This window comes from Sphingopyxis sp. (genome assembly GCF_965279725.1).
Taxonomy (GTDB): Bacteria; Pseudomonadota; Alphaproteobacteria; order Sphingomonadales; family Sphingomonadaceae; genus Sphingopyxis.
On the sequence record NZ_CBDIIL010000003.1, the window covers coordinates 484,154 to 501,095 of the forward strand.

Below are 16,942 nucleotides of genomic sequence, written 5' to 3' on the forward strand. Positions count from 1 at the left end.
CGCGAGTTCCCCCGGCTCGCGGCACCCTCTCCCTCCCAAAATGCAAGGAATAAGAAAATGTCCCATATCCTTCGTATCGACGCTTCGGCCCGCAACAGCGGCTCGACCACCCGCCAGCTCACCGACCAGCTCGTCGCCCGCCTTGTCGAGCAGGGTTATGGCGCCAATGTCACCCAGCGCGACCTCGCGCTCACGCCGCCGGCGCTGCTGACCGAGAATTGGGTCGGCGCCAATTTCACCGACGACGCCGAACGCAGTGCCGATCAGAAGGCCGCGCTCGCGCTCTCGGACGAACTGATCGCAGAACTGGAAGCGGCCGACACGATCGTCATCGGTGTCCCGGTCTATAATTTCGGCATCCCCGCCGCGCTGAAAGCCTGGGTCGACCTGATCGCCCGCGCGCGCCGGACCTTCCGCTACACCGAGACCGGTCCCGAGGGCCTGCTCAAGAACAAGCGCGCGTTCCTCGTCGTCGCGTCGGGCGGCGTTCCGGTCGGCAGCGATTATGATTTCGCCAGCCGCTATATGCTCCAGCTGCTCGGTTTCGTCGGCATCACCGACGTCACCGTCATCGCCGCCGACCAGCAGATGATGGACGGCGAGGCGATCAACAAGGCGACTTCAGCGATCGAAGCGCTGAAGCAGGCAGCCTGAACCGATGCGCCCTCTCCCGAGCCTTTTCGTTTCGCACGGCTCGCCGATGATGGCGCTCAAGCCCAGCCCGGCGCGGGATTTCCTCGCCGGGCTGGGTGACCAACTGCCGCGTCCGCGCGCGATCCTTGTCGTGTCGGCGCACCATGATGCGGCGTATCAGGGCGGCAAGGCGACGGTGACCGCGTCGTCCGCGCCGCCGACCATCCACGACTTCGGCGGCTTTCCCGACGAACTGTTCGCGATGCGCTATCCGGCGCCGGGCGATCCGGCACTGGCGGCGCGGGTTGTCGAGCTGCTGACGGATCATGGGCTGAGCGTTACCCCCGATCCAGACCGCGGACTCGACCATGGTGCGTGGGTGCCGCTGTCGCTGATCTATCCGCAAGCCGAAATTCCGGTCGTCCAGCTGTCGATCGCTTCGAACGCCTCGCCCGAATGGCATTTCGCGCTCGGGCAGGCGCTGACGCCGCTGCGCGACGACAATGTGCTGATCATCGGGTCGGGCAGCATCACGCACAATTTGCGCGCGCTGTTTTCGGCGCGCCTCCCGATCGACGCGCCTGCACCGGTGTGGGTGACCGACTTCACCGACTGGATCGCCGATCGCATGGCTGCGGGTGCTGTGGATGACGTGCTGCACAGCGTCGAACGTGCTCCGCATGGTGCCGACAACCACCCAACCCCCGACCATATCCTTCCGCTGTTCGTCGCCATCGGCGCGGGCGGAACGCCGTTCCAGGCTGAGCGGCTGCACCACAGTACGACCTATGGCATGCTAGCGATGGACGTTTACGCGTTCGGTGAGGGATAGCGGGCGCTTTCGACCGATTGCGGCCTTTTTCCTCGTCGTCATCCCGGGCTTGACCCGGGACCCGCCTTCCTTCTTTCCAGCATCGAATGAAGCGATAAGGCAGGCCCCGGGTTAAGCCCGGGGTGACGGACAAGCAACGTCGGTTCACCACCCCAAAGCCGACTTTCCTTCGCACCCGCACGATCCCGTCCGCCACGATGTTTACGCTTTCGACTGAACGCCAGCCCGCCTATAGCGCGCCATGCTCCTTTCAGACCGTGTCCTGTTCCTCGATGGCGAGGCTCTCGTCATCGACAAGCCCGCTGGCCTGCCGGTCGACGCCCCGCGCGATGGCAGCATCAGCCTGGAAAACCATCTCGACCTGCTCAAGTTCGGTTTCAAGCGCTGGCCGCTCGCGGTCCACCGGCTCGACCGCGACACGTCGGGCTGCCTGCTCCTCGCGCGCAATCCCAAGGCGCATGGGCGTTTCACCCGCGCGTTCGAGGATCGTGAGGTCGAAAAGCAATATCTGGCGATCGTCGATGGCGTGCCCGATGCCGACAGCGGCACGATCAACCTGCCGCTGACCAAGGTTTCCACCGCCGAGGAGGGCTGGCGGATGGTCGGCGACCCGAAAGGCAAACCGTCGATATCGCATTGGGAAAAGCTCGCCGTGGTCGATGGTCGCAGCCTGCTGCGTTTCCGCCCCGAAACCGGCCGCACCCACCAGATCCGCGTCCACGCCCTCGAAGGGCTCGGCTTCGCGCTGATCGGCGATCCGGTTTACGGGCGCGGCGGCACCAAAACCCGCACCCTGCTCCACGCCGAACGGCTGGTGGTAAAACGTGACGTCAAGCCGTCAGTAATTGCCGAAGCGCCCTTCCCCGACAGCTTCATCGCGCTGGGTTTTGCGGCGCCGGAGGGAGCGGAGCCGACGCGTGGCTGAGATACCCGAAAGCGCGCTATCGGAGAAATTCCTCGCGGGCACCGGACCCGGCGGACAGAATGTCAACAAGGTCGCCACCGCGTGCCAGCTGCGCGTCAATGTCTATGCGCTCGGGCTCGATCCCGAAGCCTATAAACGCCTGAAAACACTGGCGGGCAGCCGGATGACGACCGACGGCGAACTGATCATTCTGGCGCGTCGGTACCGCACTCAGGAGGGTAACCGCGCCGATGCGCGCGAGCGCTTGTCGGCGCTGATCGATGCCGCGCTGGTCCGCCCCGAACGGCGCATCAAAACCAAGCCGAGCAAGGCCGCCAAGGCGCGCCGCGTCGACAGCAAAAAAGCCCGCAGCAACGTCAAGGCCGGACGCGGGCGGGTCCGCGGCACCGACTAAACACATGCGATGACAAGCCTTTACCGTCTCGACGCCCCCGCCGCCGCGATCGCCGCGGCGTTCAATGCCGAGGCCGGAGGCGACCCCTGGACCGGCGATTATGTCGCTCCTGGCCGCCCAGCACCGGTGATCGTCAGCGACGGCCGCGGCGGGTCGCGACGTTTCCTGCGCCCGAAGCTGTGGGGGGTACCGCCCCCGCCGCGCGGTGAGCGGCCGGTGACGCACGTCCGCAATCTGTCGAGCCCGTTCTGGATCGGCACGCTGCGCCATGCCGAACTGCGCTGCCTGATCCCCGCAACCGCCTTTGCCGAATGGTCGGGGCCGGAGGGCGCGCGCCGCCAGCACTGGTTTTCGGTGCCGTCGCAGCCGATTTTCGCCTTTGCCGGCATCCGCCGACAGGGCGAGGATTGGCCCTGTTTTGCGATGCTTGCCACCGATCCCAATCGGCTGGTCGGCCGCTATCAACCGCATGCGATGCCGGTGATCCTGCACCCCGACCAGCATGCCATTTGGCTGAGCGGCGAATGGCGCGATGCGGTGGCGCTCGCGGCGCCCTTTCCTGGTCAGTTGATGACGGTGAGTGACACCCCGCCGATATAGGCGAGATTCACCATGTCTCTTCACTTCGAGGTAACCACCGGTGAGGTAAGAGCAGCGAAATGAACAGATAATAGCTGGGACCAAAATCAGTGTTGGGAAATCGCACCATCGAAACCAGACGGCCTGCCACCGCCTCTCGCCGCGCCGAGCGCGCGCCGGTGCAGGCGCGCGCGCGCTATCGCGAAGCAGGGCTGAACCCCTTCGATGTCGAATTGTTCGACCTGTCGTCGACCGGCTTTCGCATGGTGACGTTTTTCCGTCCGCAGATCGGCAAGCATATCTGGGTGAACCTGCCCGGGTTGCAGCCGCTCGAAGCCATCGTGCGCCGCGCCGACGGCAACAACTATGGGTGCGAGTTCGTCGACCCGTTGCACCCGTCGGTGGCGAAACATCTGCAGGTCAAGCTGCGCTAACGCTCCGGCGACGCGCTCAGCCTTCCGGCTTCTCCGACTTTTTCAGAATATGCTTCCACTCATCGGGCGTCACGCGCCCGACCGACAGCCGCGACTGGCGGATCAGGTCCATGTCGGCGAGCTGCGGATCGGCCTTGATCGCCGCCAGCGTCACCGGATGCTTGAGCGGCCGCACCGGCGCAACGCGCACCACGACCCAAGGCGCGCCCTCATCGGCGGTCGGATCGGGGAACGCGGTTTCGGTGACCTGCATGATCCCCACACATTCCTTGCCGATGTTGCTATGGTAAAACAGCGCCTCGTCGCCGACCTGCATCGCTTTCAGGTTCAGCTTTGCGGTGTGGTTGCGCACCCCGTCCCACATGCCGGTGCCTTCGCGCACCAGCTGCTCCCACGGATAGGCGTCGGGTTCGGATTTCATCAGCCAATATTGTTTGCTCATGCGCGCTCTTCTTAAGCCCCTCCCCTTCAGGGGAGGGGTTGGGGGTGGGGGGTGCGGGTTTGCACGGGGCCGATTGACCCACCCCGCTGCGACTAGCGAACAAGTTCGCAAGTCTCGCTGCCCCTCCCCTGAAGGGGATGGGCTCAGCCTCTCTATGCACCTCCGGGTCACTTGAAAAGAGCGAGCCTCTTTCCCTGCCTCGCCCACGGCTCTACATGCGGGGCCAGAGTCGCGGCGGCCCAAGCCCCGCCCAATATGGATGAATATATGACTGCCGCTGTACCGACCATTTCCATGGCGCTTCCCGCCGATCAATTCGCCCGCGATTTTGGCGCCTCGTTCGAACGCTTCGGCTTCGCGATGATCACCGATCATGGCATTGATCCGGCGCTGATCGACGAGGCGTGGGACAAGGCGAAGGATTTCTTTGCCCTGCCCGAGGAACAGAAGCGCGCCTATCACATCCCCGGCGGCGGCGGCGCGCGCGGCTATACGCCGTTCGGGACCGAGATTGCCAAGGGCGCCAAGGAAGTTGACCTCAAGGAATTCTGGCATGTCGGCCGCGACCTGCCCGCCGGTCACCGCCTCGCCGCGCAGCAGCCGAACAATGTCTGGCCCGCCGAAGTCGAGGGCTTCCGCGCCGTCTATGACAAATTATTTGCCGAATTCGACCGTGTCGGCGGCCAATTGCTGTCGGGCATCGCCCGCTACCTTGGCCTCGCCCCCGATTTCTTCGACGACACGGTGCTCGACGGCAACAGCGTGATGCGCCTGCTCCACTATCCCCCCGTCGAAGCCCCCGCCAAGGGCATCCGCGCGGAGGCGCATGAGGACATCAATACGATCACGCTGCTCTTGGGCGCCGAAGAGGCAGGGCTCGAAATCCTCGACAAGGACGGCAGCTGGCTCCCGGTCAGCCCGCCCCCGGGCGCGATGGCGGTCAATGTCGGTGACATGCTGCAACGGCTGACCAACAACAAGCTCCCCTCGACCACCCACCGCGTCCGCAACCCCGATGCCGGGCGCGCGAGCGTCGCGCGCTATTCGATGCCCTTTTTCCTGCATTTCCGCTCGGACTATCCGATCGAGACGCTGCAGAGCTGTGTCGATGATGCGCACCCGAACCTGTATCCGACGCCGATTACCGCGGATGAGTATTTGCAGCAGCGGCTGCGCGAGATTGGGTTGGTGAAGTAGGCCTAGCCCCTCATTCGTCACCCCGGACTTGATCCGGGGTCCATGCGGCCCTGCACCGCCTATACTGAGAGGGCGGATGGATCCCGGATCAAGTCCGGGATGACGACAATATAGGTCAGCAATTGGTCGTTAGTTGCCCTATCGCCCCTCCCAATAATCAAACACCGCCTGCTGCTGCTCAAGAATGAACCGCGCCGCCGCCCCGCCTTCCCATGGGCCGTCATAGCCGAGCAGCAGCGCCGTCCCGCCGACCCACCAGCCTTGCCCTGGCAGCCGGTCGCTTTCGCGCACCACCAGAACCGCGAGGTCGGGTTCGCCGTCGAGAGCGCACAGCCGGTCGACTTCGGCCAAGGTCTTGCACAGCGCGCGCATCTTGGGGCGGGTGAAGCGGAAGCCCAAGTCGCCGAGCAGTTCGGAATAGCTGACCGCGCGGCCCGCGCGCGCCGCCGCGGTCAGGATCGCGCGGATTCGCGGGGCGTCGCCGAGGGCGCTGGCGTCGGCGGCCAGCGCCTCACCGCCTAAACCCCCGTCTTTGGCGGCCATGGAATGAAACCTGAGGTGCGCGCGACATAGGCGGCATAGTCGGGCCGCGTCTTGTGCAGCCCCTTTTCGAGCAGCGCCTTGCCCGACCATTTGGTGAGGGTGAAGGTCAGGAAGACCGGCCCGATCACGCTGGCCAGCGCGACCCACGGCCCGATGTCGGCGGCGATCAGCCACAATCCCCACCAGGTCAGCGCGTCGCCGAAATAATTGGGATGGCGGGTGTAGCGCCACAGTCCGGTGTCCAGCACCTGCCCCTTGTTCGCGGGGTTCTTGCGGAACGCATCGAGTTGCGCATCCCCGATCGTCTCGAACGCGATGCCGATCAACGCCGCGACCACGCCGATGATCGCGAGGATACCGACGCCGTTCGCCGCCGCGCCGTCGCTCGCCCAGATGCCGATCTGCGCCGGCAGGCAGGTGATGAACAGCAAGGGCGCCTGCGTCAGAAACACGGTCAGCAAAGCCGTCTTGCCCCAGCTCCAATGCTTGCGTTTCATCGTCTGCGACAGGATTTTGGCATAGCGCGGATCCTCGCCATGCTTGACCCAGCGCAGCCCAAGATGGACCGCCAGCCGCAGCCCCCACAGGCTGGTCAGCCCGAGCAGCAGCTTAGCGTGCAGCGCATCTGATCCCGCTTGCCAAGCAGCACCCCACGCCAGCAACACCATGCCGAACGCCCAGAAGGCGTCGATGAACGACACGTCGCGGATCGCCACCGAAATCGCCCACAGGATCAGGATCGCCCCCAGCAATCCGGCGAAATTGAGCGCCAGCAGCATCAGCAGGTCGGTCATGCGCGCATCTCCATCTCGTCCGGGCCCTTATCGCCGACAATATCGTCGATCGAGCGCACCGCGCGCTCGGGGATTTTAGGGATGCAGGTGCGATACACCTCGAGCACCTTCAGCATATCGGCGCGAAAGTCGCCGCTGGGCCAGATCAGCGGGCCGAGGCCGCCCGTCTTGGTCCCATAATCCATGAAGCCGACGACCATCGGCACCTTTGCCGCCAGCGCGATCTGGTAGAATCCGGTACGCCATTTCGCAGTTTTGCCGCGCGTTCCCTCGGGGGCGACGGTCAGCATGAATTCGGCGCGGCGCGCGAACTCCGCCACCATCTGCTCGACGACATTGCCGCCGCCGCGGCGATCAACCGGGACCCCGCCCATCTGTTTCATGAAGCCGCCGAGCGGCCATTTGAACAGCGACAATTTGCCCATGAAATGCGCGCGCAGCCCCAAGTCGGCGGTCAGGCCAAGGAAATTGACAAAATCCCAGTTGCTGGTGTGCGGCGCCGCGATCAGGATGAAGCGCCGCGGTTCGGGTACCTGACCCAAAGCCCGCCACCCCCGCAACCGGTACATCGCCAGCAGCACCCGCCGCACCATCCGCGCCACCGGCCCCGGCTGTTCATCCATTATCGCTGTCACGCCGTCTCCTCTACCCATCGCACGACTTGCGCGAAACATCGGGGGTTCGCAAGGGGGCGCGATGACGGGTTGCGGCTCGCGGCGCTTTCTGCTCCCTTCGCGGACCTGATCGGGGAGGAAATTCGATGAAAGTGCTGCCTGCGCTGCTGTTGTCCACGCTGCTGATCTCAGCGCCTGCGCTGGCCGCCGACCCGGCGCCGCGCCCCGACCAGATGGCGTTTCGCGAGCTCTACAAGGAACTGGTCGAAACCAATACGACGCTGTCATCGGGCAGCTGCACCCTTGCCGCCGAACGCATGGCGGCGCGGCTGAAGGCGGCGGGCATCCCCGACAGCCAGCTCACCCTGTTCGCGACCTCTGAAAATCCCAAGGAAGGCGGCCTTGTCGCGGTTTATCCCGGCACCTCAAAAACCGCGAAGCCGATCCTGCTCGTCGCGCATATCGATGTCGTCGCGGCGAAGCGCGCCGATTGGGAGCGCGATCCCTTCGTGATGGTCGAAGAGAATGGCTATTTCTATGGCCGCGGCACCGCCGACGACAAAGCGCAGGCGGCGGTGTGGGTCGACACGCTGATCCGTTTCCAGAAAACGGGGTATAAGCCCAAACGCACCGTCAAAATGGCGCTGACCTGCGGCGAGGAAACCAATGGGGCGTTCAACGGCGTCGAGTGGCTCGCCGCGAACAAACGCGACCTGATCGACGCCGAATTCGCCTTGAACGAAGGCGGCGGCGGTGACAGCGACGGCAAAGGCAATATCCTCGGCCAGTCGGTGCAGGTCGGCGAAAAGACCTTCGCCAATTTCCGTCTCGAAACCCGCAACCCCGGTGGCCATAGCTCGGCGCCGGTTCCCGCTAACGCGATCTACCAGCTGTCGCGCGCGCTCACCAAGGTCGCGGACTATGACTTCCCGGTCGAAATGACCGACACGACGCGGCGCTTCTTTGCCGAGGCTGGGACGGCGCGCGGCGACGCGATCGGCAAGGCGATGGTCGCGCTGGCCAAGAATAACGCCGACACCGCGGCCGCGGCGATCGTCAACGCCGATCCCTTTCTGCACAGCAATTTGCGCACGACCTGCGTCGCGACCTTGCTCGACGGCGGCCATGCGCCGAACGCACTGCCGCAGCGCGCCGGGGCGAACATCAACTGCCGCATCTTTCCCGGCCACAGCATCGAATCGATCAAGGATGAGCTGGCAAAGGTGATCGGCGACCCCGGCGTCGCCATAACCCAGTTGCCGCCCAAGCGCCCCGCCCCGCCCGCGCCGCCGCTCGATCCGAAAATCATCGGCCCGATGCAGACGCTGGTCACCAAATATTGGCCGGGGCTGAAGGTCATTCCGTCGATGGCCAACGGCTACACCGACGCGACTTTCCTGGGCGCAGTCGGCATCCCGACCTATGGCATTCCCGGCATGTGGGGCGACCCCGACGGCAATGGTGCGCACGGCCTGAACGAACGCATGGAGGTCAAATCGGTCTATGTCGGGCGCGACTATATGTTCGATCTGGTGAAGGCGTATGCGGATTAGCCGTCGGTGAGCCGATCGCTGGAAGGAACTGGCAATGGCCACTGGCGAACATTGACCCTCCCTGTCGCGCAGCGATGGGGAGGATCGGCCGGAAGCCCCCCTTACGTCAGTCCGCCCTCATCGACGCCAACCGGCGCCTCACGTTGCGGACTGTGCCAGCCGGTGCACCGGCCCGAACTGTGCCACCGCCGCCCCGACAAACGGCAGGGCGACGAGCCATAGCCGCACCCCGGTCACCCCTTCGGGACTCGCGATGCTGATTGCCGCGGTGGCGCCGAGCCCCGCACAGATCAGCAGGAGCCCGACGATCAGCCGCCAGTGCGGCACCGCCTTGTCGCTGCCGCTCGCCCGCTCGTACCGCGCAAAGGCCATGATCAGCGGAAAGAGCGTCACAATGTAGAGGGCGAACCAGATCGGGCGCGCGAGCCACCATGCCGCGCTGCCCGGCTGTAGGTCGAGCCCGATTCCGCCGAGCAGCCACGCCGCGATCATGACCAGCACGAAGGCGGTCAAATGCCACAGGTAGATCGTCATGATCATGCCGTTGACCAGCACCACGCTGGTCCAGATGCGGATGTTATCGAGCATCCGCCGCCCCGCCGGTTCGAGCGCGAGCGCCAAGCCCGCCTGTGTGATGCCCAGCGCGAGCAATGCGAGCGTCGGCGGCATCGAATTGCTGAGGCCCGACCCCGGCACCCCGATCATCGCGACCGGATATGGCCCAAGGCCGACCAGCAGGCCGAGCGCGATCAGTCCGCCGATCCCCCACCGCAACGCGGTGCGCGGTGCCAGCCGCCCTTCGCTCCAGGCGAAACCGAGCTGGTGGATCGCCAGCCAGACGAACGCGAAGTTGAGGAAATTCACATAAGGCACATCGAAGCGCAGCGATGCGACGTCGATCAGGATCGCGCCCGCGACAAGCATCCAGACGGATGCGAAACCGAGGCGCTTCCAAGCCGCCCAGGTCAGCGGCACGACTGCCGCGACCATCAGATAAACCGACAGGAACCACACCGGGATCAGCGCCAGCTGCGCCGCCATCGCGACGACCCCGCGCTCGATCCCCATCAATGTCCCGAACATCGCGACAAGGGTCCAGATCAGGAACAGCGGCAGCACCGGGTTGATCAGCCGCTGGAGTCGCCCGCTGTACCAGCTTTCGTAACTGCCGCCCTTGCGCTGCGTCGCCGCCCACGAGATGCCGTTCGAAAAGCCGCCGACGAGAAAGAACAGCGGCATCACCTGAAAACCCCAGGTCAGCCATTGTGTCCACGGCAAGATGCCGAGCAGATGCCCGCCCTCGACCGCACCGTCCCTCAGATAGGGCGCCGCGACCAGCCAATGACCGACAACGACCGCGAGGATCGACAGCGCGCGGAGGAAATCGACGTAGCGATTGCGTTCGGGCGGCGCCTGCATCGCCATGTCCCTCGCCCGCGACCAGATGCTTTTTCGAACGACGCCAGTGGTTTCAGTCAAGATGTCATCCCTGTCCCGGTGGATATCCCAAGCTAGTGTCGCGCAGCCCCAACGCAAGCCTTTGCCTTGGCGCGCCAGCCTTGCTATCGGCTGCCGACAATGGCCAGCACCACCGACGATCCCGACAATCCAGAACCCGTCCCCGGCATGACAGATACCCCGTTCGACAGCGCGCTGTCCGAACGCTATCTGGTCTATGCGCTGTCGACGATCACCGCGCGGTCGCTGCCCGATCTGCGCGACGGCCTGAAACCCGTTCACCGCCGCCTGCTGTGGGCGATGCGCGCGATGCGGCTCGACCCGTCGCAGGGGTACAAGAAATCCGCCCGCGTCGTCGGCGACGTCATCGGTAAATTCCACCCGCACGGCGATGTTGCGGTCTATGACGCGATGGTTCGCCTCGCGCAGGATTTCTCGCTCCGCTATCCGTTGGTCGATGGTCAGGGCAATTTCGGCAATATCGACGGTGATAATGCCGCCGCCTATCGTTACACCGAAGCGCGGCTGACCCGCGTCGCGGTCGATCTGATGCAGGGGCTCGACGAGGGCACCGTCGATTTCAAGCCGACCTATAATGGCGAGGATGAAGAGCCCGAGATCATGCCGGGGCTGTTCCCGAACCTGCTCGCCAATGGCGCGAGCGGAATCGCGGTCGGCATGGCGACGAACATTCCGCCGCACAACGCCGCCGAGGTGATCGGTGCGGCGCTGCTGCTGATCGAGAACCCGCAGGCCGAGCTGTCGGAGCTGCTAGAGCATGTCAAAGGCCCCGATTTTCCGACCGGCGGCATCGTCGTCGACAGCGCCGAGACGATCGCCCACGCCTATGAAACCGGCCGCGGCGGTTTCCGGGTCCGGGCGCGTTTTTCGACCGGCAAGCTGGGCGATGGCGGCTGGGAAGACAGCGGGATCGAGAAGCAACCGGGCGGCACCTGGCAGCTGGTGATCAGCGAAATCCCTTACGGGGTCGCCAAGGGCAAGCTGATCGAACAGATCGCGCAATTGATCGCCGACAAGAAGCTGCCGATCCTGGAGGATGTCCGCGACGAGAGCGCCGAGGATCTGCGCATCGTCATCGAACCCAAGAGCCGCAACGTCGACCCCGACATATTGAAGGAAAGCCTGTACCGGCTGACCGACCTCGAAAGCCGCTTCGCGCTCAATCTGAACGTCCTCGACGCAACGCGTACCCCCAAGGTGATGGGGCTGTACCAATTGCTGACCGAATGGTTGCAGCATCAGATCGTCGTGCTCGTCCGCCGCGCGCAGCACCGGATCAACAAGATCGACGACCGGCTGGAGCTGGTTGCGGGCTATATCATCGCCTTCCTCAACCTCGACCGGATCATCGAGATCATCCGCACCGAGGACGAGCCGAAGCCGGTGATGATCGCCGAATTCATTCTGACCGACCGCCAGGCCGAAGCGATCCTTAACATGCGGCTGCGCAGCTTGCGCAAGCTGGAAGAAATGGAGCTGAAGCGCGAGCAGGCCGACCTGACCGCCGAGCGCGAGGAGCTGGTCAAGCTGGTCGAAAGTCCGGCGCGGCAGAAGACACGGCTGCGCAAGGATCTGGAAAAGCTGCGCGCGGTCTATGGCCTCGACACCCTGCTCGGCGCCCGCCGCACGACGATATCCGAGGCCGCCCCGGCGCGCGACATTCCGCTCGACGCGATGATCGAGAAGGAACCGGTGACGGTGATCCTGTCGAAACGCGGCTGGATTCGGGCGCAGCGCGGCCATGTCGCCGCCGACCAGTGGGCGGAATTCAAGTTCAAGGACGGCGACGAGCTGCTGTTCGCCGCCCATGCGCAGACGACTGACAAACTGCTGATCGCGGCGAGCGACGGGCGTTTCTTCACCGTCGGCGCCGACAAGCTGCCCGGCGGACGCGGGTTCGGCGAGCCGCTGCGCCTGATGGTCGATATCGATCCCGAGGCGCGCATCGTCGCGATGATCCCGGCCTATGCCGAAGGCCGCCTGCTGCTCGCCTCGTCAAGCGGCCATGGCTTTATCGCCCAGATGGGCGAGGTCGTCGCCGAAACGCGCAAGGGCCGTAATGTCGTCAACCTCAAGACCGGCGCCCAGCTGGCGATCATCCGGCCGGTTGCACCGAGTGACGACAGCGTCGCGGTGGTCGGCGAGAACCGCAAGCTGGTTGTCTTCCCGATTGCCGAAGTGCCGGTGATGGCGCGCGGCCAGGGGGTGATGCTGCAACGCTATCGGGATGGCGGGCTGTCCGATGCGGTCAGCTTTGCCTTTGCCGACGGGCTAAGCTGGGCGATGGGCGGCGACACCGGTCGCACCCGGACCGAAACCGACCTCGTGCCGTGGCGCGTCGCGCGCGGTGCCGCCGGCCGGATGCCGCCGACTGGTTTTCCGCGGAACAATCGTTTCAACTGAACGCATTTTCCTGTTGCCGTAAATCGCTTCTTTACTCTCGCCCCATTAGGCCAGGACCAATGGGGAAAGGTCGCACAAAACCCGCTGTTATGCCACTTGATCGAACCGGTGAAGACCGGCCCTTGTTGTTCGTCGGCTGGATCGACGCGCTCCCGGTGCCAGCGGCGCTGATCCGGCCGCTTGCGCGCGGGAATTTTCGCCTGCACGCCAGCAATGTCGCGTTCGACCGGCTGAACCTGTCCCCCGTGGGCGCCAACGCCCCGATCGAAATGTTGCGCGCCATCGAGCGCGCGGCGCAATTTCCCGACGAATCCCAGGAATTCTCCTGCCAGCTGGGCGACGGCGTCGCCGCGCGCGATTTGCGCGGATCGATCGGGCCGCTGCCGACCGAATCGGGCGACGAAAGCCTGTTCCTGTTGACGCTGATCGATCGCACCCAGGAAATGATGACCGAGCGCAACCTGCGCCGCGAGCTGGTGTCGGACAGCCTGACCGGCCTGCCCAATCGCGCCGGGTTCGAAGAGATGGTCGAACAGCGCAGCGTGACCGAGGGGGTCGAGACCGACCATGCGATCTTGCTGCTCGACCTCGCGCGGTTCAGCCGCATCAACGAACATATCGGCCCGATGGCGGGCGACGAACTGATCATCACCGTCGCGCGGCGCCTGAAATCATCCTTGCGCAGCGGCGACATCTTGGCGCGCACCGGCGGCGACGAATTCGCCATCTCGACCCGCGTCGCGGGCGGCCGCGCCGACGTGCGCGAAATGGCCCGGCGCATCCGCGGCTGTTTCGACCACCCCTTCCGGATCGGCGCATTGAAGGTCAGCGTCGATTGCGCGCTCGGCTGCGCCATCCAGCCCGCGACCGAAAACGATGTCGCCGACCAGATCCGTCATGCCCAGATCGCGCTCAAGCGCGCCAAGCAGACCGATCGCATCGAGATCTATGAACCCGAATCAGCGATGCTGTCGGACAATCGTTTTGGCCTTGAAACCGAATTGCGCAACGCGATCGAGGAAGACCGGCTTCATCTCGCTTTCCAGCCGCTAATCGAACTGGCGACCGGCAAGGTCGCCGGGTTCGAAGCGCTGGCGCGCTGGGACAAGCAGGACGGGCATGCGATTTCGCCCAGCGAATTTATTCCGATCGCCGAGGATTCGGGGCTGATCGTGCCGCTGGGCCAATGGGCGATCGGCAAGGCGGCGGCGGTGCTCGCCGACTGGGACAAACAGAATGGCGGCAAGACGGTCGATTGCTATGTCTCGGTCAATGTCTCGGCTATCCAGCTGCTGCGCGACGATGTCGCCGCGGTGGTGCGCCACGCGCTCGAAAAGCAGAAAATCGGCGGCGAACGGCTGATGATCGAACTGACCGAAAGCGCGATCATCGGCGATCCCGATCTCGCGCTGTCGGTGCTCAGCGAGTTAAAGGCGCTCGACGCGCGCGTCGCGATGGACGATTTCGGCACCGGCTATTCGAACCTCGCCTATCTGCAGCGCTTGCCGCTCGACGTGCTCAAGATCGACCGCAGCTTTGTCGAACATATGGTCGACGACCGTGACAAGGTGGCGATCGTCCGCACGATCCAGAGCCTGGCCGAAGTGCTGGGGATGAAAACGACCGCCGAAGGCGTCGAGACCGCCGACCAGGCGCGGCTGCTGTCGGCGCTCGGGTGCGATTTCGGACAGGGCTATTTGTTCGCTCGCCCGCTGGAGAGCGCCGCGGCGCTCGATTTCTGGCGTCAATCGCTGGTGCGACCGATCTTCTGATCGACCAGTTCGGCAACGCGCGCCGCGTCCGGAAAATTCTCGGCCACCCATGCCGCTTCGACATCTTTCAGGATACGCGCCACATCCGGCCCGACCGCGATCCCGCGCGCGACGATGTCGCCGCCTTTGATCGGCAGCATCGGGACCTGCCAACCCGTCAGATCGCGCACCGCATCGGCATCGCCCGCGATCAAATGGACGTCGCGCGCCGCATCGATCCCGATCGCATGCGCCAGCTGCCGAATCGGGCGCGCCACGTCCTCGCGATGCCCCGCCACCGCCGCCAGATATTTGCGCTGCCGCGTCGATAGCCGCAACCGGCTCGCCACTTGCTCCGCGATAGTCGGCTCAGCAGGGAGCAAAGCCGCCAGGCGGCGGTGCGCCGCAATATTCGCCCCCGCCGCGACCTCGTTGGCGAGCAGGCGATCGAGCGTCGCGGCAAAATCGGGATCCTGTTCGGGCAGCAGCACCGCGAACATCCCGTCCGCCGCCATCTGGCCGACGATTGCACGCGGGTCGGGCAGCGCCAAGATCTTGGTCAGTTCGTCGGCGATACGTTCGCGCGACAGACTTTTGAGCGACTGGCGGGCGGTGACGACCGCGGCGTGGCTGACGGGATCCAGCGATCCGCGCCCGAACCGGGCCGCAAAGCGATAGAAGCGCAGGATGCGCAAATGATCCTCGGCAATCCGCGTCGCCGCATCGCCGATGAAGCGGACCCGGCCCGCGCGCAGATCGTCCAGGCCGCCGAACCAGTCGTCGACCGCCCCGGTGTCGGGATCGGCATAAAGCGCGTTGATCGTGAAATCACGCCGCGCCGCATCCTCGCGCCAGTCGTCGGCAAAGGCGACGGTCGCGCGGCGTCCGTCGGTCTCGACATCATGGCGCAGCGTCGTGATCTCGTGATGATCGCCGCTGGCTACAGCGGTCACGGTGCCATGCGCGATACCCGTCGGAATCACCTTGACGTCGGCGGCTTGCAATCGCCGCGTCACCTCCTGCGGTAACAGCGGGGTCGCGAGATCGATGTCGGTCACCGGCAGCCCGAGCAGCGTGTCGCGCACCGCGCCGCCGACGATCTTCACCGCCCCGCCATCGGCCGACAGCGCCGCGACAATGCGGCGCAGCCCCGGCCGGTCGCGCCATTCGGCATCGGGCAACCGCGTCATCGGTGCCAGCCCGCCGGCATCCGCCGCGCCAGATTGATGATGATTCCCGCCGTCACGCCCCAAATCCGCCGTCCTTGCCAGTCCATGTCATAATAATGCCGGTCCTGACCCCGCCAATGCGCTTGCTGACGTTGATAATTGGCGGGATCGAACAGGATGTCGAGCGGCACTTCGAACCAGTCCTCGACCTCGTCGGGATTGGGATCGAGCGGCAGGTCGGGCGGGATGACCCCCAGCACCGGGGTGATGATATAGCCGCTGCCCGACCGATAGGGCTCGGTCGCGCCCGCCACCGTCACATCGCGCGGACTCAGGCCGATTTCCTCTTCGGCCTCGCGCAGCGCTGCGTCGATCGCGTCGCGGTCGTCGGGATCGACCTTGCCGCCCGGAAAGGCGACCTGGCCCGCATGGCTGCGCAGCCATTGCGGCCGCTGGGTCAGAATGACGCCGGGGTCGGGGCGGTCGGTAAAGGCGATCAGCACCGCCGCATCGCGCAGCGTCGGGGTACCAAGATAGGCCTCGTCCTCGCCCGCATCGGGCAACAGATTGTCGAGCGCCGCGCGCAGCTTGGTCGACAGCATCAGCGATCGACCAGCGGGAATTGGGCGCCGTGCGACCAGATCGTCAGCGGATCGCCAGCCTCGGCCAGCGCCATTTCGACGATCTCATAATAGAGCGCGCGCTCGATCCGCGCCTCGAGCCCGTTCCCGATCGCGCCGCGGACGTGCAGCCGCGGATCGGGGCTGTCGGGATCACGGCCAAAGCGCAGCGGATGCTCGGCGCCCGCCATGACCAGATCGTCGGTGTCGAGGCGGAAAACAAGTTTGCGAGCAGCGCCCTTGCCTTCGCTCTTCATCTCGACGGCTCGAAACGGCGTATCCTCGACCGCGATCGCCAGTTTTTCCGCCGGGGTGACCAGGACGTGGCCGCCGTCGGGCTCGCGGCGCAGGATGGTCGAGAACAGCTTGACCATCGCGGGCCGGTTGATCCGCCCGCCCTCATGATACCAGCTGCCATCAGCGCGAATTTCCATCGCGCTGTCGCCTTCGCGCTCGGGATGCCATTGCTCGACCGGCGGCAGCTTGCGCGCCGCGAGCAGCTCGGCGGCTTCGGCCAGCGATAGTTGCGAAAAATCCTTGGGAAGCGAAGGCGCGGGCGTGACCATGGCAACCGACATAG

The 16,942-nt window shown here is 65.2% G+C and carries 18 protein-coding genes; 10 read left to right on the forward strand and 8 right to left on the reverse strand.

Annotated features, from left to right (window positions below; all coding sequences use genetic code 11):
- Positions 1 to 57: 57 nt before the first annotated feature.
- The 6 genes from ACQY6T_RS11190 to ACQY6T_RS11215 all read left to right on the forward strand — a co-directional run bounded on the left by ACQY6T_RS11190 (position 58) and on the right by ACQY6T_RS11215 (position 3,797).
- Entirely contained in the window at positions 58 to 654 is a 597-nt protein-coding gene (locus tag ACQY6T_RS11190; protein ID WP_428630861.1) for an FMN-dependent NADH-azoreductase, read from the forward strand.
- A gap of 4 nt (positions 655 to 658) precedes the next feature.
- On the forward strand, positions 659 to 1,465 hold the full coding sequence (locus ACQY6T_RS11195) for a DODA-type extradiol aromatic ring-opening family dioxygenase (RefSeq protein ID WP_428630862.1): 807 nt from the start codon (positions 659 to 661) through the stop codon (positions 1,463 to 1,465).
- A 241-nt stretch (positions 1,466 to 1,706) separates the two neighbouring features.
- The gene (locus ACQY6T_RS11200) at positions 1,707 to 2,390 is read left to right on the forward strand and encodes an RluA family pseudouridine synthase (protein WP_428630863.1); all 684 of its coding nucleotides are present in this window, start codon (positions 1,707 to 1,709) and stop codon (positions 2,388 to 2,390) included.
- Positions 2,383 to 2,784 carry an alternative ribosome rescue aminoacyl-tRNA hydrolase ArfB gene (gene arfB / locus ACQY6T_RS11205; protein ID WP_428630864.1) on the forward strand — a complete coding sequence of 134 codons (402 nt, stop codon included), beginning with the start codon at positions 2,383 to 2,385 and terminating at the stop codon, positions 2,782 to 2,784. Before ACQY6T_RS11200 ends, arfB begins: the two co-directional genes overlap by 8 nt.
- A 9-nt stretch (positions 2,785 to 2,793) precedes the next feature.
- Complete coding sequence (locus tag ACQY6T_RS11210; RefSeq protein ID WP_428630865.1) at positions 2,794 to 3,384, forward strand: SOS response-associated peptidase family protein; 591 nt, start codon at positions 2,794 to 2,796, stop codon at positions 3,382 to 3,384.
- Between the two features lie 89 nt (positions 3,385 to 3,473).
- Positions 3,474 to 3,797, forward strand: coding sequence for a PilZ domain-containing protein (locus tag ACQY6T_RS11215; RefSeq protein WP_428630866.1), 324 nt, complete (start codon positions 3,474 to 3,476; stop codon positions 3,795 to 3,797).
- Positions 3,798 to 3,813: 16 nt separating this feature from the next.
- Here the strand turns inward: ACQY6T_RS11215 and ACQY6T_RS11220 are convergent, their stop codons facing one another.
- Complete coding sequence (locus ACQY6T_RS11220; protein WP_428630867.1) at positions 3,814 to 4,239, reverse strand: EVE domain-containing protein; 426 nt, start codon at positions 4,237 to 4,239, stop codon at positions 3,814 to 3,816.
- 267 nt (positions 4,240 to 4,506) lie between these two features.
- Here ACQY6T_RS11220 and ACQY6T_RS11225 point away from each other — a divergent pair, with 267 nt between their 5' ends.
- On the forward strand, positions 4,507 to 5,436 hold the full coding sequence (locus ACQY6T_RS11225; RefSeq protein ID WP_428630868.1) for an isopenicillin N synthase family dioxygenase: 930 nt from the start codon (positions 4,507 to 4,509) through the stop codon (positions 5,434 to 5,436).
- A gap of 138 nt (positions 5,437 to 5,574) precedes the next feature.
- Here the strand turns inward: ACQY6T_RS11225 and ACQY6T_RS11230 are convergent, their stop codons facing one another.
- Genes ACQY6T_RS11230 through ACQY6T_RS11240 form a run of 3 tightly spaced genes read right to left on the reverse strand, consistent with a single transcriptional unit; the run spans position 5,575 to position 7,396 of the window.
- Positions 5,575 to 5,979: a ribose-phosphate pyrophosphokinase gene (locus ACQY6T_RS11230; protein WP_428630869.1), complete on the reverse strand. Its 405-nt coding sequence runs from the start codon at positions 5,977 to 5,979 to the stop codon at positions 5,575 to 5,577.
- Positions 5,955 to 6,773, reverse strand: coding sequence for a DUF1295 domain-containing protein (locus ACQY6T_RS11235; protein ID WP_428630870.1), 819 nt, complete (start codon positions 6,771 to 6,773; stop codon positions 5,955 to 5,957). Before ACQY6T_RS11235 ends, ACQY6T_RS11230 begins: the two co-directional genes overlap by 25 nt.
- A complete protein-coding gene (locus ACQY6T_RS11240; RefSeq protein WP_428630871.1) occupies positions 6,770 to 7,396 on the reverse strand; it encodes a lysophospholipid acyltransferase family protein in 627 nt (208 codons plus the stop codon). Before ACQY6T_RS11240 ends, ACQY6T_RS11235 begins: the two co-directional genes overlap by 4 nt.
- A 137-nt stretch (positions 7,397 to 7,533) precedes the next feature.
- Here ACQY6T_RS11240 and ACQY6T_RS11245 point away from each other — a divergent pair, with 137 nt between their 5' ends.
- On the forward strand, positions 7,534 to 8,940 hold the full coding sequence (locus ACQY6T_RS11245) for a M20/M25/M40 family metallo-hydrolase (protein ID WP_428630872.1): 1,407 nt from the start codon (positions 7,534 to 7,536) through the stop codon (positions 8,938 to 8,940).
- A 138-nt stretch (positions 8,941 to 9,078) separates the two neighbouring features.
- Here the strand turns inward: ACQY6T_RS11245 and ACQY6T_RS11250 are convergent, their stop codons facing one another.
- Positions 9,079 to 10,419, reverse strand: a complete 1,341-nt coding sequence (locus ACQY6T_RS11250; RefSeq protein ID WP_428630873.1) for an acyltransferase family protein — start codon at positions 10,417 to 10,419, stop codon at positions 9,079 to 9,081.
- Between the two features lie 99 nt (positions 10,420 to 10,518).
- On the opposite strand from ACQY6T_RS11250, the gene parC reads away from it, so the two are divergent.
- Together parC and ACQY6T_RS11260 are read left to right on the forward strand one after the other, a co-directional pair.
- Positions 10,519 to 12,822, forward strand: coding sequence for a DNA topoisomerase IV subunit A (parC, locus tag ACQY6T_RS11255; protein ID WP_428630874.1), 2,304 nt, complete (start codon positions 10,519 to 10,521; stop codon positions 12,820 to 12,822).
- 89 nt (positions 12,823 to 12,911) lie between these two features.
- The gene (locus tag ACQY6T_RS11260; protein WP_428630875.1) at positions 12,912 to 14,594 is read left to right on the forward strand and encodes a putative bifunctional diguanylate cyclase/phosphodiesterase; all 1,683 of its coding nucleotides are present in this window, start codon (positions 12,912 to 12,914) and stop codon (positions 14,592 to 14,594) included.
- On the opposite strand, the gene ACQY6T_RS11265 is transcribed toward ACQY6T_RS11260, so the two are convergent.
- From ACQY6T_RS11265 to ACQY6T_RS11275, 3 genes are read right to left on the reverse strand one after another with little or no spacing between them, the layout of a single operon-like run.
- Positions 14,567 to 15,763, reverse strand: coding sequence for a CCA tRNA nucleotidyltransferase (locus tag ACQY6T_RS11265; protein WP_428630876.1), 1,197 nt, complete (start codon positions 15,761 to 15,763; stop codon positions 14,567 to 14,569). The two genes, ACQY6T_RS11260 and ACQY6T_RS11265, sit on opposite strands and share 28 nt — an antisense overlap.
- Positions 15,760 to 16,344, reverse strand: a complete 585-nt coding sequence (locus tag ACQY6T_RS11270) for a CoA pyrophosphatase (protein WP_428630877.1) — start codon at positions 16,342 to 16,344, stop codon at positions 15,760 to 15,762. The genes ACQY6T_RS11265 and ACQY6T_RS11270 overlap by 4 nt, the downstream gene beginning before the upstream one ends.
- Positions 16,344 to 16,928 carry a DUF1285 domain-containing protein gene (locus ACQY6T_RS11275; RefSeq protein WP_428630878.1) on the reverse strand — a complete coding sequence of 195 codons (585 nt, stop codon included), beginning with the start codon at positions 16,926 to 16,928 and terminating at the stop codon, positions 16,344 to 16,346. Before ACQY6T_RS11275 ends, ACQY6T_RS11270 begins: the two co-directional genes overlap by 1 nt.
- Positions 16,929 to 16,942: the final 14 nt, after the last annotated feature.